At 51.3% G+C, this 17,576-nt stretch carries 7 protein-coding genes; 3 read left to right on the top strand and 4 right to left on the bottom strand.

Annotated elements, in window-relative coordinates:
- Nucleotides 1–61: 61 nt before the first annotated feature.
- Entirely contained in the window at nucleotides 62–9,292 is a 9,231-nt protein-coding gene (locus KKF06_04160) for a hypothetical protein (protein MBU1616962.1), read from the bottom strand.
- Nucleotides 9,293–9,607: 315 nt separating this feature from the next.
- On the opposite strand from KKF06_04160, the gene KKF06_04155 reads away from it, so the two are divergent.
- The 3 genes from KKF06_04155 (at nucleotide 9,608) to KKF06_04145 (ending at nucleotide 11,469) form a co-directional block, all read left to right on the top strand.
- Nucleotides 9,608–10,471: a protein kinase gene (locus tag KKF06_04155; GenBank protein MBU1616961.1), complete on the top strand. Its 864-nt coding sequence runs from the start codon at nucleotides 9,608–9,610 to the stop codon at nucleotides 10,469–10,471.
- A gap of 280 nt (nucleotides 10,472–10,751) precedes the next feature.
- Nucleotides 10,752–11,075 (top strand): nucleotidyltransferase domain-containing protein, encoded by a 324-nt coding sequence (locus KKF06_04150; protein MBU1616960.1) that lies wholly within the window; start codon nucleotides 10,752–10,754, stop codon nucleotides 11,073–11,075.
- The gene (locus tag KKF06_04145) at nucleotides 11,065–11,469 is read left to right on the top strand and encodes a HEPN domain-containing protein (GenBank protein ID MBU1616959.1); all 405 of its coding nucleotides are present in this window, start codon (nucleotides 11,065–11,067) and stop codon (nucleotides 11,467–11,469) included. Before KKF06_04150 ends, KKF06_04145 begins: the two co-directional genes overlap by 11 nt.
- Nucleotides 11,470–11,559: 90 nt before the next feature.
- Here KKF06_04145 and KKF06_04140 read toward each other — a convergent pair whose 3' ends face one another.
- The 3 genes from KKF06_04140 to KKF06_04130 all read right to left on the bottom strand — a co-directional run bounded on the left by KKF06_04140 (nucleotide 11,560) and on the right by KKF06_04130 (nucleotide 17,420).
- Nucleotides 11,560–12,981: a hypothetical protein gene (locus KKF06_04140; protein ID MBU1616958.1), complete on the bottom strand. Its 1,422-nt coding sequence runs from the start codon at nucleotides 12,979–12,981 to the stop codon at nucleotides 11,560–11,562.
- Nucleotides 12,982–13,892: 911 nt separating this feature from the next.
- Nucleotides 13,893–16,394 carry a hypothetical protein gene (locus KKF06_04135; protein ID MBU1616957.1) on the bottom strand — a complete coding sequence of 834 codons (2,502 nt, stop codon included), beginning with the start codon at nucleotides 16,392–16,394 and terminating at the stop codon, nucleotides 13,893–13,895.
- Between the two features lie 627 nt (nucleotides 16,395–17,021).
- Nucleotides 17,022–17,420, bottom strand: coding sequence for an endonuclease domain-containing protein (locus KKF06_04130; protein ID MBU1616956.1), 399 nt, complete (start codon nucleotides 17,418–17,420; stop codon nucleotides 17,022–17,024).
- Nucleotides 17,421–17,576 lie beyond the last annotated feature (156 nt).

Genomic DNA, 17,576 nt, shown 5'->3' with positions numbered 1-17,576 from the left:
CGAAAGAAAATAAAAAGGGCGGGGTATGACGGGCCTGTTTTCCGCCATCCCCACCCAATATTTATGTTTGTTGCGCCCGGCTAAGCAAGGTGTAATACGGATGCTGTTGGTTGATCCGTCCGTTGGCTGAAACTAAGCCGGCATCTTTGTCCGCCTGGGTCGGCCGGATTGAACCGTCCATCAATTGCGCAAATCTGACCATTTCCCCCATGGTGTCGGTCATTTGCCGCTGGAACGGCAGATATAACTCGTGGTTGGTGTTGATCTGGCCGTCAGCGGTGGCAAAACCAAGAGTAATATCGGCTTGGGTCGGTGTTTCGCCGCCTAAAAGAGCGCTGAAACGCCGCATCTGCCGGTCACGCACGATCGCCATTTGGAACTCCCGCGGTTTGCCGTTAAAGAGCCAGGCGGAGAGGCCGGTTTCGGCTTCCGCTCCCTCTTTCAGAGTCCCGTCGCTGTTAAAAGCGGCGCGCAGGTCGTGATTATCGGTCCGGCCGGCAATATCTTCCGCTTCCTGGGTGTCGCTGGAAACCAGGCTGGCGATCTCGTCCTGCATTTGTTTTATTGAAACCCTTTGCATAAAGTTTTGCATGTCAATCCGGGGGAATTGCCGACCGATAGCTTCGGTTAACCTGCTTTGGTGCGCCCCCGCGTATTCCAGTTTGCCGGCGTTATCCCTAAGGAATTGATACGCCCTGGCTTCGTCCAGGTGGATATCTCCCTCCGGATAAGGGAGCTCCTGTTCGGACATCGCGGGATCAGTGGGGACCCCGCTGGCGCCGTCTGAGATGTCATGCGCCCGGACGCGGTAAGTAGTGGGAAACTCGACCCTGGTCCGCAGGGCAGTTGCCAGATCGCCAAAAGGAAGGTCAACTCCCTGGAAGAAAGAGGCGTCGCGCGCCGATCCGTCGTAATTGAGGACCTTCCCGTCTTCTCCCCCCATCCAGCGCATCAGGAGCTGGGCTCTGGTCCCTTCTCGCATCTGGGAGATGGTCTTAAGGTATTCTTCCGCTTTGACCTTGACTTCTCCCCGGGAGACAGCGATGGCGCCAAGTTTGTCAAACATCGGGAGAGAGAGGAAGCCGAGAATAGCGCAGCCAACAATCGCGTTAGCTGTGCTGCCATTTAAAACTGAACGGGCGACCGCGTTCATCCCTTCTTCATGGACCTGCAGGCGGAAACCAAGCTCCTGCTCGCCATAGACCGAAACCAGACCGACATCGTTGATAACCTGGAAGATGGCAAGGGCGGCTAACGAAGCAGAGCCCCAGGACATAGCCCTGACTCCGGCTACTGCTCCCGGTGTAGCTCTAAGCCCTCCTTGGATCATTGCCCTGCCAAGAAGAGCCTCTTCGTGCATTGATGTTATTGTTCCCCCAATTAAGTGCGCGCCGGCCAAACTTGCCGCCAGCTGGGCGACATGGCCGCGCATGAACGAATCATTCCTGACGCCGGCGGCATTGAGAATACCGTTATAAAGCCCGGCGGCAAGATAGGTGTAGCCGATCGAGGCGATCGTTCCTCTCATGTCTTTCATCAGCTCCGCTCGTCCGGCCGATGTTTGGCTCATTCTGGCGATAGTAGTTAATCCGCCGCGGCGGACCCGCCATTCGGCAAGTTGGGCGGTGGTAATGCCGCCAAGCTGGAGCGCGGCCGGGTTTTTGACCCCCATGCGTTTAAGGACTTCTTCTGCGAGAAGAGCGGCGATCATAGTTGAGGCAAAATGAACACCTGTTTTTTTCGCCGCTCGTCCGGCCGCCTTGACCCGATCAAGCGAACGGCCAAAAGCGGTCTCCCTGACACTGACTGGAGTAATATGCTCTCCGGGCGGACGAGTTTGGTTAAATATTTCAATGGCGGAATTCAAATTATCGATCTCACCTTGCAGGTTTTTTCCTCCCTCAACCTGCTCCCAATAAGCGCGCCAATCGGAGTGGCCATCCATAGCTCGGGCGGCGCTGTTTAGATGATGTCGGGAGAGCTCGATAATTTTGGCTCGGGCATCTGGAGGGGTCAGGAGGTCGCAATCGATCCCGTTATCTTGCAAGAAAAGCCTGTTTTCCGGTTTTATCGCTTCTCTGGCAAAAGCGCCGTCGTCAAGCCGGGCAAACGAGGTTAGCCGATTGGTGTCTTGAATCAAGGTGCTAAACCAACTGCTCTCCATGGTCGGCTGAAGATGGACCCGGGCCCGGCCGAAATGGCTTATTTCCCTGCCGGAAATTGCCCCTTCCCCGTAGGAGAGGGCGCGGATCGACTGGTCGCCGACCTGGTTGGCCAGATGGTGAGCGACTTCCGAGGTCAACTTGCTGTCGATCTCCGCAAGCGGGATGTTGTGCCGTTGGGCAATGTCCGCCTTAAGGTCGGAGCTCATCCTGCCGACCAGATTGGCCGCTTTTTCGCGGTAATAAGTGTCAATTTGCGCGTAGGCCCGGCGGTGGATCCCATTGGAAGCGCGGGAGATCATTTCTTCATAATTGATCCTCTCTTCCACGGTCGCGGCATACTCGTGCCCGTACATTTCCAGATCAACCGGACCAAAATCAAGGGCTTGAACTTCGTAAGCGAGGGTCCCTTGCCGGGCGGTTGGGCGGCTTCCATTTATCTCAATTTCCAGGTTAATTCTTTCTGTTGGATGGTTAACCGCGTGTTCGGTCATATAAGCGATCCGCTCATGCATTTGGGTCTGGGTCGCATTCCAATTTCTTCCCATGGCCGCTTTCATTCTTTCCGGATTATGGAGGCGAAATACTTCAACTGCTCCGCGGCCCACCCGATATGCAAATTGGCGGGGAGAGAGGAGGATTTCCTGGAAATTTTCGAAGTTATAAGCAAGGGTCCGGTTCCATGCTTCGGCGATCCTCGTTCCGCCGGAGCTTCTCATGTAACGGCCGAGACGACTGGTCGGGGCCCGTCCAGCGCGATTAATGATCTCTCCCATTGTTTCTCTGGTTGGATTGATCGAGAACTCTTTGGCCGCTTCCGCCATCTGGTAGCGCTCAAAAAGCGCCTGCCGAAACGCCCCTGCTCCTTCGGCGTTTGAGCCGGGATTCCGTTTCAGCAATTGGCAGATCTTAATAAAGGCGTCAATGACCGGGCTAACAAAGCCTCTAACCGTCCCTCTGGTAAAGGTATAAGTTTCCGCGAAGGAGTCTTGCATCATCCCGGTGGCGGAGAAGGCAACCGCGTTGGCGATGGCGTCGTCGTAGTTGCCGTCATAAACATTTTTCAGGACCTGGGCGAGCAAGACAGGGGGAAAGAACGGCCCGACCAGGTCGACAACCGCGGTCGCTTGCTTGTAAGCAAAAGTCCTGGCATTTTCACCGAGGTAGGGGTCGCCGGCAAGCGCGTCCGACCCAAGCCGGCCAAGGCCGGTCCAGAAGCCGGTCCCCTGGGTCAGCCAGATGATCGACATTCTTTGGGCGGAGGAGCCGGCCAAAAGCGAAAGACCGTAACCGCCAGCCAGGAGATAGTCTCCTTCTCGGCTATTGCTTAGCATCCCGGCGGCAAAAGCGGCGGCGCCGATTTTACTGGCATGGACCCTGCCTAACCCTTCTCTTAATCTAAGGCCAAGATTATGTTCAATATTAGTAAAGGGAATTCGATTCAATAAAGCTGATTCATGATTTAACCCCCTAAAGAAAACAACTGTTTGTAAAATCTTGGCAGCAGTGTCAGCGGTATCCAGGGAGGCATTAGCCAGGCGGCTTCCCGGGGCGTTCCGGTCCAGCCAACGGTTAACATCACGTCCAAAAAGTTTTGGCCTGGCAGAGAGCGGCCGGCCGGTCTCGCCGGTCATCTGGTCAAAAATATCATCAAGCAGTCCGCCGGTCTTGGTCGGGACATGGGAAAAGGCGCTGGTGGCGTGCAGAGTTTCTTCCCCGGATGAGAAGTTCAAGACCTTGAGCTCAACCGCATCGCCGGTTGTTTTTGATCTCCCGGTCGCTTCGGTCACCGCTTGCCTGATAGCCAGGGCAAAGTTGATCCCCCCTTCACCGGTCTCGCTGGAGACCATCCCCATGAGGGGGAGAACAGTGTTGATGTAAACGTTGACCGCTTCCTGGACCGGGTTGCGGCTAAATCGGACCGTCGTTGGATTAAAATCTATCCCCTGTCCGGTATTGACCTGCTGCCGCAGGGCGGTTACGTATGTCCGGAGATGGGTAATTTTGTCAGCGGTTGAAGTGACGCCTGGCGGGAAAGTAAAATGGGTCTGGTCTATCGCTAAAAGGATCCCTTGCTGTTGCGGGGAGTCAGGGTCCTTTTCCAGCAGTTCGGTGATAAATCTTTCAAAAATATTGGCAACGCTGTTCAAGACGTTGGCGTTCAGCTTGGTGTCGTCGAGCCGTACTCCTTCCTGCCAAGCGATCCCGCCGTTTGCCGCTCCACGCTGGAGAAGGTCGGCTTTGATCATACGAGCGAGAGGTTGGGCTGCCCGGTCGAGGACCGATTCGGTATTGAACTGGCGGAATGGGATGGCGTTGGCCGACATCTGATTGCTAAGCCAGCCGGCATCGGCCGCCCGTTTATTTTCCGGTTTGCAAAAGCGGACAACAGCCTGGACCAGGAATTTGACCAGGGCGGTCTCCCGATCGTCGGCGGCGGTAACGTTAAGGGTCCCCCAGCTGACGTCGGGCCGGCTGGCGATATAATTACGCAAAACTGCCAGCCGTTGCTGTCGGTCTCCCATGATACCGGTGAGCAGCGGGTTTCGGTTGATCATGGCGGTATGGTCGGTCGCGTCGATCGGGGCGGGGAGGGCGCCGATCGATATCTGCATCAGGGATGAGCCAAAAAGAGGGCCGTAGTTGTCGATCAAGTGTATAAGGAAATCTTTGTCGATCTGGCCGGAAGTTAGGAACCGGCTCCTCTCTGCGCTGACCTCGGCCGGGTTACTTCGTAAGTGATCAATGTCATTAGCGTAAAAATCTTCTTTTAAAGAGAGGATCAAGGAGTCGTCGACGTTGCTGATCGACCGGCGGCTCCCGGTCTGTTCGTATTCGGCCAGGCGGCTCCAAAGGTCGCGGCCAAAGGTCTGCATCGAAGTGGAAAAACCATTCAGATCGGTCCGTCCTTCCGATCTGATCACGCTAATAAGCTGGGTCCGGCCGTCTTCCGCCTGCTCGGCCAAGCTGTCAATGGTCCGGACAAAACTACGGCAAATGAGAATGGTTGCCAGAACGTCTTCTTTGACCGCGTCTGGATTGTCGACCCCGGGAGCGACAAAGATCCGATCAAGGACTTGCCGCCGATAGTTAGGGTCGTTGATCCGTTGCTCGTCAATATCGAGAAAGTGAATGGCGGTCTTGTTTTCCCGTAAAAGGGAAGAGACACGCTGGAGAGTGGCGACCTGGTCGGAAGATAGGTTGCGCTTGGTCCCCAGATAATTAAAGTTTTCAGCGGTAGAAATATAGATCTGGTCTTCTATGTCCTGGGCGGTGATTTGCGCCCGGATCAAACCGTTTTCTTCAACAGGGTTGTGGGCGTTGAGCCCTTTTTGCCGGAGAAGAGCATATATCCCGACCCGGTAGGCGGCGATCGGTTCTCCTCCGTTGAAATCGGCGAATTCATTGTAATCTTTCCAGATATTAACGTCGTACTGGCTGATATAAGTCATGCTTCCGGTCGAGACCGGACCATCTGTCCTGGGGGACTCGATCGAAGCGACCGAGTTGATCCCGATCTTGGCGGCATTGGCAAATTCAGTCGAGCCGATAATGGTCCAGTTTTGTACGGTGCTTCCCGAAGGCTGGCCTGTTCTGTTCCATTCCCCCGGTTTATAACCGGTAGTAATTTGCCGTAAAATACCGCTGACGATCTGCTGGATATTGGCGAGTAGTTGCGGTTGTGGCGTATTGCCCTGAGCAAAGAGCTGGCCGATAGGGAGGCTGGGGTTCTGAAAAAGCTGGGAGACGACGATAATTAGTTTTTCTTTTATATATGCAGCCTGTTTTTCCACAATTTCACGGTTTTTTGCGATCAACGCGTTAAGCTTGGTTAAAACCGCCTGGAGTTCCGGCTTATTGCCAAGTTCCGGGTTTGAATCAATTTGGTTTTTTAAACTCCTGACAATATTTTCCAATAAAGCGGTTTGTCTTCTGACCAGCAAAGCTTTGAACCTTTCCGCGACCTTGTTAACAGCGGAAGGAAGGTTCGCCTGCAGGTCTTGACGTAGCGTTGGATCGCGCAAAACCTCCATAAAAGCCTCTTCCGTTGTTCCGGCCAGTAACGAAATTGTTTCCCGTCTAAGGTTGGCCGGATTGCTTTGAGAGCGTTGACCAAGCTCCTGGAGGAGGGCCTGAACAAATTGTTTATTAAGAGGGGCCGCTTCCAGCGCGGTCCGGAGTTGACCGACCGCTGTGTTGTAGTCCCGGCTGGAAAGGTCAAAATCCTGGTTGGTATCGGTATTGGAGTAGAGATAGTCAGACAAACGGAAGGCGACTTCTTCCCCCGGGTCTTTTTCCTGGGTTCTAAGGGCCGGATTTCCGGTGGCCGAGATCAGAGAGTCTGAACTGTTGTTGCCAAAAGTGCCCAAAGTTGGCTTAGTTGTTTGGCCAAAGCTGGGAGTGGCAAAACGGAGCATCGATTTGGCAACTATCAGCTCGGGGGCGTCATTGGTCAGCGCCCGGCGGGCGCCGGTGGCTGGTTCAAAGAGGAAATACTGTTCCTGAGCCCCGGTGGTTTGTTGGCGGAAGACAGCGATCGAATATTTGCCGCTGGTAAAATCCCTGTAGATCGACAAAGCCTGGTTTAAGCTGACCTTGCTCCCTGCTCCATAATCCTGCAGGGCGCGGGCCATCATGGCGTTGAGCTGTTCCTGGGAGTCAAGGAAGGAGCGGATGAGCGGCGCTTCGGTCGAAAGCCGCCGGCTGGCGATCTCTTCAGGAGAAAGGGAGCGGGTCGTGCGCGCTGTCCGGAGGGCGTTAAACGTGGTGATCGTGTTCCGGTCAAGAGTGCCGGCCGACCTCAAATATGCGGCCGCCGCTTCCGCCGGTTTGTTCCCATCGACGGCGATCTCAATGTTGACCAGGCTCTCCCAGGTGACCCCCGGGAGAAGCTGTTGGTTGATTGGCTGATCTGGCTTGATCTCCCCATCCTGGTTGTGGGCAAAAACTTCCCGATATCGCTTAAATACCAGACTGATCCGCTCAAGCAGAGGAGTGGCCGTGGCAGGCGGGGTATACTGATCTCCCAGCCGCTGGCGCAAGGCATTGTCCGCCCGGAGCGCCCGGTCCAGTATCCTGACCGCGATCGCGTTCCCGGGAGGGAGCCAACTTTCCCAATTTGGATCTCCCTGATCTTTTCTTTCTTTTCTGATTCTTTCCAACTCTTTGGCTAGTTCTGACAAAGACTTGGTTGACCCTCCCAAATGGGAGGTAACGGAATTTAATTCCTGGCTCAAACGTCCCGCTTCGTTCCCAAAGATCGCCAGGTGGAGGGTCGAGGTCAGGTACCGGCCGACGGAGGCGAGCGCTTCACGCGGCACCTCGGCGCTGACCGCGGCAAGGACCACATTTTCAAGACGGCCGTTCCGGGTGACCGCTTTTTGCTCCAGGTAGTAAGCCCGTTTGTCCAGGCGGGTCAAGGTGGCCCGGCCTTCTTTGAGATCTTTTTCCAGGTTTTCCAGGCTGACCCTAAGTTCGGCAAAGCGGGGGAGGGTTTGGCCATTGTCAATTAAACCGCTTTCGGCGCCGTAGGCGTAAAGGCCAAAATCGCGGAAAAAGCCGGGGCTTCTCTGCGATGCCGACTGAATGGTGGTCTGCGTCTGACGGAGGAGGGCGATCTTTTCCGGAATAGAAAGTGACTCCCAGCGCGCGAACGCTGAATGCATGGTGATCCCGGAATTTGGGATCAGGCTGGCGGTCCGGATAAATTTGACCATCAATTCTTTGGTGGAATCGACCTCAAATTTACCGGGAAGCCTGGTTGAGGCTTCCGCCATCATCCTCTCGACGACGTTTATTTCTCCCCATTCGCTTTGATAGTCCTGGGTTAAACCGCTGAATTGAGCCTGGAAAAGAGGGGAATGAAATTGCCCCTGAAGTTGTTCAACGGTAAAGCCGCTTCCGGTCGCTTCACTGTAGACCCGGTGAGCCCGCGTCCGTCCAAAAGTAACGATCTCTCCGCGCAGGGTGGCAAGACGGGAAAATGTATTAGTTACTCCCGCTTCTTCTCCCGACGGGCTGGCGGCGACGATTTCGGTCCGATAGCGGAGAAGAAAAGAGAGCTTCTCAAAGGTCGACTGTGAATTAAAAGTTGAGAGAAAACTCTCCCTGACCCTCTGGTCGGTAAATTTGTTTGAAGCAAAACGGCGGATAGCGGCATTAAAGCTGGCGCCGCGCAGCTCTTCTTCAACCTGATCGTGGAGCCGTTTTAATTCAACTTGAGCTTCGGTATGGCGGATCACCTGCTGTTCGCGGGTAGTGCCTGGAGCTGGAAGGCGGCCGATAACGCCATTTAGTTCCTGCATTTGTCCGGTATAAGCGCGGCCGCCGAATTCGGTCAGTCGGGCAGAGAAAGCTTCGGGGGAGAGAGTCTCTCCGGCAACGCCGGTCAGCACGGTCCGCAGAAAGCCCCCCAGTGGGGAGGCGGGATCGGGAATTTCGTGGACCTGTCCCTGGGGATCGACAAAATCAGAGGTGATTGACGGGTTGCTCGCCCGGTCAAGCTGGCGGGAAATGACAAAAGGCGAGTTCGGGGTGGAGTAGTCGACTATTACCCGGGTGCCGCGGGCGAGCCCCTCGTTAAAGGCGCGGGTAGAGGAGATCCGTTTGGAAGACTCTAAAAACAAGTAACGGATCAAATTGAGCGAAATGGTGTTGGAGTTGGGATCCCAATCGGCGGCGGTCAAATAACCAGGGCGTTTGCCGGGCTCAAGTTTACTGATGTTATCTTTTAAGGTCGAGAGCATTGGGGCCAGATCGTCAAAACAGTTGCAGTAGACACGTGAAGTGTAGCCGGCGTCCCCCGCCAGGGTCCGCAGGAAGACGATCGCGGCGCCGCGATCGATCGGACTTAAGGTTTGCAGGCTCTGGGCGTTAATTCCGCCGCCGGCCATCAGCCCCATGATCGGGTTTATGGCGGCGGTAATCCCAAGCCGGCCAAAGAGCTTTTGCCAGTCTTCTTTTTCCTGGTCAGAAACATTTCCCTGGGCCAGGGTCCCCGCGTAATTGACGGAGTAAATCGCGGGGAGTTCACTGCTAAAAGTTTGAGCGGGGCCACCCGGGCCGAAAATGGTTGGTCCGCTCGGGGCGCTCGGTCTGCTGACGGATGCTCTAACTTCGGCGTCTCCCATGTCTCCTCCTAAAAAAAACAGACTTGTCGACGGAACGAACAAGCCTGTTTTATTAACTGACAACTAACAACGACAAAGACAAGATAAGCAACAGGCAGCCTAGCGCTTTGTCTCCATCTATATATTTATCGTATTTTAGAGCAAAAAACTTGCGGGGGGAAGGGGGAAACCCCTCACCCAAGTTTCCGTTGCCTAATGGCTATCGCGCGACTCCCTCTCCCACAGGGAGAGGGACGTGTGGCATCGCTAAAAGTTAAGAAAGACTTGGGTGAGGGGCCGCAAGTTTAGAGGGTTTTTAAGCGATAAATAAGTAAGATGGGAGTGCAAATAGCAAGAACCGATCGAAGGGGCCAGGCTCCGGTGGGTAATTCATTATCCAATCTGGGGCGAACTGTTATTATAGGGGGTCGTTTTGTCCGAGGTGGCGAGATCGGTTCTGGTGGTAATGGGATAGTATTTAACGTTACCGACAGAATAACGGGGATTAGCCTGGTCGCCAAACAGATCAAGACAAACCTTGAGGCGCTTAAGGCCGAAGCTATCGCGAACTATCAGCTAACGTATCTCGGCAGAATGGTTAATTTTGCCGATACTTCTTTTCCTCTTGCCAGGTCTTATGGCGTTAAAAAGGGGGACGACGGTAATGCCTATTTAATATTTGAAAAAGTCAGCGGACAAACCCTTTTTGATATTCTTAGAGAGAAAAAACGCTTGCCGCTGGCCGAAGCCCTGGATATAGCGGTAAAAATATGCGATGCCTTGATCATGATCAAAGAAGAAAAAATGGTTCATGGCGACATCAAGCCGGAGAATATATTTTATGACGCCAAGACGGGGGCGATCAAAATTATTGATTTTGGGCAGGCGGTCTTGTCAGGCGAAAAGGGGAAGAAGGCGACATTGTTGTTTTCCTCGCCCGAACAGACTAAGCAAGACAAAGTCGATGAAAAGGCCGATGTCTTTTCAACCTGTTTGACCCTGGTTGAACTGCTCAACGGAAAAAATGGTTTCTTAAGACAACGTCGAGAACAAATGATCAATGCCGAGTTTACGTCACCACATATTCCGCGCGATCTGGCTGATTGCCTCTATAAAGCGGCCCATCCGGCCCGTGAACAGAGATCGACGCTAGAACAGCTTCGGGCCGGCTTGATCGAACTGCGTAAGAAGTATAGTTAACCCTCACCCAGGTTGTTAATATCCAAATGTAGGGCAAGGGCTTGTCCCTTGCCGGTTGAAAGGGAAGCCAAAACCCTCACCCAAGTTTTCGTTGCCTAATGGCTATAACTCGACTCCCTCTCCCACAGGGAGAGGGACGTGTGGCATCGTTAAAAGCGAACAAAAGACTTGGGTGAGGGTTTAAGGTTGTTCAGTGATAATTATTGGCGTTAAAGAGGCATCGGCTCCGGCGCGGGTTGAATTTGCGATCTGTTCTCTTGAATGATATAATTTTCATTAAATGATTTCAGAAACAATAAAAGAACAGATCGATGATATTTCAAGGCAAATAATCGAAAAGTACAAGCCTAATAAAATTATTTTATTCGGTTCCGCCGCGACTGGTGATTTTAAAAAAGACAGCGACCTTGATTTCATTGTTATTAAGGAAGATACTCCTTTTCTGGGCCGCGAGAGGGCGAGAGAACTTAGGAAATTGATTTTAAAAAAAATCCCTGCTGATTTTCTTATCTATCGTCCCGCGGAATTTAAAAAACGCGAGGAATTGGGGGATCCATTTATCAAAGCGGTCATAAAACAGGGGAAAGTGCTTTATGGTTCATAAGACGCTTGTTCAGGAATGGGTTGAGAAAGCGGAAGAAGATCTTGGGTTTGCCTCAAAAACTTTAGCCGATCCTGACATAACCTATTACGCCCAAATATGTTTTCATTTTCAACAAGCGGCCGAAAAATATCTCAAGGCATACATTGTCGCTTTTAACCTTGAATTCAAAAAGACGCATGATCTTCCGGAATTACTCCGGCTTTGTGTTGAAAAGGAACCAGAACTGGAAGCGCTGGCAAATGAATGCGAGCTTTTAACGGATTATTACATTGAGACCCGGTATCCTGTTCATTGGCCTTCAAATGTTTCAAAAGAAGAAGCGAAAGAAGCCCAAAGAGGAGCAATCAAAATAAAAGAAGCAATGCTGAAATTTCTTTCCCCCATTCTTTCTTAGCTTTTAGTGATACTTAACGTCCCTCTCCCTGTGGGAGAGGGAGTCGAGCGATAGCCATTAGGCAATTAAAACATGGGTGAGGGCTTAAGGTTATTCAGTGATAATTATTGGAGCTAAAGAAGCATCGGCTCCGGCATCAAGATCAGCGGTTGGTTGGCGAAGTTCAACTCGTGAATTTGTCCATTGATTATCATTTATCACATAATCCCGGCCATTATCAGCTCTGGCCACAAAATATCTTTGGCCATTAATATAGGTCACTCTAATTGGATTTGTATGGGAGTTGCAAGGGGTAGTTGGCTTTGGCGCACCGGGCGTATACTCTTCTTCCCACTTATTCTCGGTTACTTTAAAAAACTTTTCGCCTGATCTCGCGTAGGTTGTTCCGCTGACATCGGTCCTGATAAATGTTCCTTGCGGAATAGCTGTTCCTGGCGCTGGCGCCGTTGTGGCTGCCGGTGTCTCCGTAGGGGCGGTTACCCCTGAAGCGGCATTGATCAAGGCGGCGTCAGAGGCGGCATTATTGGTCATAATTCCCAGGTCAGCAACCATTGTTGGATTTGCGGTTGTGTCGATTATAGATGGCTGACCGGCAGTTGTTGAATACAGGGTGGTTAAAATGGCGATACAACCGCGGCCGATCTCCGTGTTATCTTTCCACCCGGCAATAATAGTTCTAACCGGGTTCCCCTCCCTGGCAAAGTCAGGGTTCATGAACGAGTCGGTCCCCATCAATGCCTGGAGCGCTTTATAGCGCGGGTCGGCTTTAATTTTGTTAGCGTCAAACGGCGGGGTCCCGTCTTTTTTGTGCTCTGTGGTCAGCGCGACAATGGTATTGGTCACTACCGCCTGGAAAGTCGGCGCGTCAAATTCACCGACCTTAAGGAGGGGAGTTATTTGGGCGATCGCCGGGTTTGGTTCTGTTGGAGCTGGTTGGCCGGCCGCTGGCTGGGCTTTGACCAGGAGCTGGAAGAGGCCCTGGCGCATTAGCGGGAGGGTGGCGGCGATTTTGGCTTTGTCTGCTGGGTTGTTTTGGTTCCTGACTAGATCAGAGTAAAGGCCAGTAAAACGATCAATGGTCCAAAGCTCGCTCATTTTTTGCTCAGCAGCTGGACCATATAAACCTGAAATATATGTTTTAAGGGTATCCCCAAAAGGAAAAGACCCAAAAAACTGCTCCGAAGTTGATGGTGCTAATGAAGTGCTATTTTCAGGAGTAGCCGGTGGTTGTGCCGCGTCTTGCAGTCTTGCGGCAAAAATAGCGGTATATATTGGAATTACTGTATCAGCCTTTTGCTTTTCTGATCGTTCCTCGCGATGATCAAGAACATCAACATAAAGTCCGACAAAACGATCTAAGGTCCAGGCCTCTCTCATCTTTTCAGTGCTGGAACTCCCATATAATGAACTGATAGCGTTTTTGATAGGGGTTTCATTACTACCGAATTGGGCGAAAAATGTGTCTGCTGTGCCAGACTGAATATGTAATAAGCGCTCCAATGCTGTACGCATTTTTGGCAATAAAGCCTCAGTTTTTCTTCTTTCTGCCGGGTTATTTTGTTGATCAACAATGTCAACATAAAGGCCAATAAACCGATCAAAAGTCCATGGTTCATTGATTTTTCCGCTATGAGCAGGTCCATATAATGCAACAATGCCATTTTGAATAGCTCCGTCAAAATCACCGACCATTCTAAAAAAAGCTTCGCGAGAATATGATTGGGCAGGATTTATAGGGGGGAGCCAGCTTAGTGCGTTATTAATTCTTGCTAAAATGTTGCTGGCGTTATTTGCCGGTTTTTCGGCATTCGTTTTTATTGTTTTTATTGTTGTTTCAAGTAATTGAAAAGTCCCGTTTTGCCTGGCTGTTTGGGCCCAAGCCTCTGTGGAAAATTTGATTGCTTTATACTCTTCAAGCAAGGAGTTAATGTTCCAAGGTTGTTGTGCGAATTTATTGGGGCCTTCTTGCGGTCCATATCGAGAAATATAAACAGCTTGTAGTCTAGTCCTTAAGCCTTGTATAGCATTGGGATCAACGCCTTCAATAAGACCGGGAGATACTTTTGTTGCTGTTGGATTGGGTGCGCCTGGCCCGATAATTCCGCCGTTTTGCCAGCTCTCATTTGTTGATACTCCATTTGGCAAGGATCTTGTTATTTGGACTGTTTCTGTGTTGAAGAGGATCCCCTCATGGCTGTTTGCTGGTGCGGTTGAAGCCACTGGTGGGGACGAAACGGAAGCGACAGGGTTGTTTGCCGTGACTGAAGGAGTGTTTGGCGGGTTGTCATCAGATAGCTTTCTGGTGATCCAATTGATTGCCCTATAAAAACCATCATAACTAGGATAAATTACCATTTTTCACCTTTAGAAGCTGAGAATATATATAATTGATTATAATAAACTTTGTTTATCTTTTTCAACTGTTATCGATACCTCGGAGTTCCCCCACCGCCGCCTCCTCCCGTTGAGGGGGTGGTGGTGCCGCCGGGTCTTGGCATTTTGTTGATATATTTATCCCGGAGTCCTTGCATCGTATGCGTCGATTCTGTTTGATGGTCGCGTTGATATTGATCAATTAATTGGCGCATCTCAGCCTCTAATTTCGCGCGCAGTTGATCGGCTTGCGTTGAGGTGTCGTCTTTGATCGCCTCGGCGGATTTTTTGTAGATTTCGAGGGTCGCTTCCAGTTCTTGTTTGGTTCGCGGTGATTCCCCGGCTTTTGCCAGATAATACTGGGCGTAGCCTCTTTGGGTCGCTGTGGTCCCAGCCGGTTGATTGGCCAGGAAATTGGTCATTGGTTGTTTATCCTTAATTGAGGAGGCTAGGAAGAACCGGGCTTCCAGCCGGCCGTGAATGACGACCGCATTTTGGTCTCTGCCATGATTGAATTCGGCCTCCGGTGGAATAGCATCAATTAAGGCGTAAGCGTCTGCTCTGTCAGTCCCCGTGTTCCGTTGCGCCAGCTGGCCGGCGATCGTCAGGGTGATCGAGTGGATTTGTCCCTGGTGGCCTGTTCCTTCCGTTCCCATGGCGGTTACCAATGCCTTCAAGCTTTCTAATTCGGTCTTAGCTCCGCTGATATTAGGAGGAGAAGCCCCAAGCATATCTTGGATTTTTTGGGTTTGTTTCTCGACGATCTTCCGGTAGATATCTCGTTTTTGTTCGGCAGTCAAGGTTTGTCCGTTAAGGAAGGTGATTAATTCGGTATATTTCCCTTCTTTAATGGCGAGATCAACAATATAATCGATTGCTTGCGGATTTCCCTTTAGGACGGAAGCGTGTTCGCCGGTGTTATAAATTGCGATTGCGTCGTTATAGGTTCTGCCCCTTTCCTGAAGCGCGGTCATTGCCCGGCGGTAACCTTCTCCTTCCTGTGTCCCCGTCGCGCTGGCGTCGGGCGATTTGCCGGTCCTAATCCAGGTGGTCAGGTCTTCGCCGGTCTGTTCCGCCGAGCGGGGTTTAAAGGCGCTGACTATTCCTTGCAGTTCAGGGACTCCCCAATCGGCGCAAATTCCGGTCATGGAGCCCATCATGGCGTTAAAAAGGTATTGTTCAAGCTGACTTTGGTTGGCGATGGTCCCGGCGGCAACCCGTTTCTTAATCTCTTCGAGAACCTTTGTCTCAACTTTAGTGGACAGGTTCCCTGCGACCGTGTTTGCGGCGGCTAACCTTTCCTCTGGAGTTGGGGGATTTCCCAAAACAACTCCGGTCCAACCGGCGGTCCCGATCCCGCTAAGGGTTGTTCCGATCTGGTCAAAGTTGACGGTGACCAGGTAGCGTGTATTGCGGAAAGTCTCCAGGACCTCGCCAATCGGTCGGCCCGATCTTTCAGAAACGGTCTTAACGACATCGAGGTAGCGGCCCAGTTCGTTGGTATCCCAAACCTGGTCGGTATCGGTCTTATTATAGGCGGTAAAAACGTTAGCTTGCCTGTCATCTTGCGCGCCAACCAGTCCCAGGGCGACTGCGTCTTCGCGGCTGATCGTCCCATCATTGATCCGGCGGACATTGGCCGCTGAAACGGTGATCCCCCGGTCGCTAAGCTGCTGCCAAATGCGTTGACCATTGGCGTTAAGCCCGATTGGACGGGGAGTGGGGCGTGGGGTGGTTGAGGTTCCTGGAGTTTGGTCAGGGGCGGGTCTGGCGGTCCGTTGTGTAACTTGGGTTATTGGATAATGAGTATCACGGACAACCCATTCAAGCAGACCAGCGCCTTGCTGGACCCTGATTTCAGTCGGCTGACCCTGGCTATTTAAGACAACTTGACCATTGGCCAGAGATTGGGTGATGATCTTATAACCATTTCCCTGTTTCTCCGCCAAAACTAATACATCGCCTTGGTTGGCGGTGTGGATGGTTAATACAACCTGGTTGGCCGGTAAATTATACGAAATGGCTTGAAGATTAATTGCATTTGCTGGCAAGGGATTGGTTTTGAGTTGTTCTATTTTATAATTGGCGTTTCTGTTTTCCTGTTGAACTTGTGCCTGTCTGGTTCTTGTTTCTGCCTGAATCCTTGCGGTTCTGGTGCTATCTGCCGTTGTAACGCTAGCAGTAGCTGTGTTATATCTGGTTTTTAGCGCGTCGGGGAGGTCGTTGGTGTTAAAGGTTGGTCCTGTTTTTGTTGCGGTTTGAAAAGCGGTGAGAGCGGTCTCATAGGCTATTTTGGCCGCATCAAGTTCCTGTTGGGTGGCTGGGGGATCGGTTCTTTCTAGTAAAGCTTTATAAGCGGCAGCTTTGGTTTCGAGTTCGGCAAGAGCAGTGGTGTGGCTTTGTTTTGTTTGATCTGTTTGACACTCATATATCTCGTTGGCATTACAGCCGGCTTCTTTCAAAGCGGCTTCGATCAAAGCGTCACCGGAAAGGGGCGGCTGTTGAACGCCAAGTCTATGTAATGATTCAAGTGAAAGGCCTTTTGCGGCCAATTTAGCCTTAACTGATGCCAGATTAAACCTGGTTGAGGTGCCATTGAGGGCCGTGGTTAGCCTATCTAAAGCGCCTGTAACATTAGTTGCGTTGTAGCTTGAAATAGACGAAGTTGCGGTGGCCATTGATTGAGCGACTGCTCTGGTTTGAGTAGCGGGCCCTTGCCTGTCATTGGTTTTTTCAAATTTATCTTGGCCAACAGATATGGGAATGTTAAAATTATCAACAAAAGTTACAATCTTGGCAACAGCAGGTCCGTGATTAGCTGTGCGACTCCAGGTGTTTAAATGAACCCCTGATCCTTCTCCGTTAACTCCCCATGTATTCATTTGTTGATTCCCCCTTAATAAAACTAAAGCCCGTATTTCGACAAGCTCAATACAAGCCTGTAAAATGCGAGCTGAAAAATCGTCTTTTCTCGTCGAAAACTACCGGTACAGGCAACCGAGAGTCTTCCCTCACACTTATTATATCGTATTATAGGGGAAAAAACTTGCATGGGATTCCCGAACCCTCACCCAGGTTAAAACCACTGCATGGCTTATCGTTAACGGCCCTCTCCCGGGGGGAGAGGGGGTGGTTAGCTTGGCCTCCGGCCCTCACCCGAGTGGGATCAACTTGATTAGTCATCGTTGCCTGCCCTCTCCCGGAGGGAGAGGGGGTGGTTTATCTTGAAAAGCTTTAATATATGAAAAAAGGTCACATTTAAGCCTTTTTCTGAAGGTGGCTTTGTCGCTCAATATTTCCTTGTTAGTATAGCGAAAAATAGCGACCCCCATTGATTCAATAATGGCTTGCCTTTCCTGGTCGTATTCTTTTTGTTTATTATGGATACTTCCATCGATTTCAATCCCGAGGAGTATTTCATGACAATAAAAATCGAGGATAAAGCCTTTGATAACATACTGACGCCTGAACTTAAGGTTAAACAGCTTCCTTTCACGAACGACTTCCCAAAAAAACCGTTCAGCTTTGGTTAAATCCTTTCTAAGTGTTCTGGAAAACTCTTTTTTAATCTGTTTCATAACCAATATATTACTATATTTAAACCTCACAGTCCCTCTCCCTATGGGAGAGGGCGTTAAGCAGATGCCTTTCAAGTTGTGTCAGCTTGGGTGAGGGCTTTGGGCTAACCTCACAGTCCCTCTCCCTATGGGAGAGGGCGTTAAGCAGATGCCTTT

The organism is Candidatus Margulisiibacteriota bacterium, from assembly GCA_018822365.1.
Classification (GTDB): Bacteria; Margulisbacteria; WOR-1; order O2-12-FULL-45-9; family XYB2-FULL-48-7; genus XYB2-FULL-45-9.
Note: the sequence above shows the minus strand (reverse complement) of the source record. Positions and strands in the feature narration are given on the sequence as shown.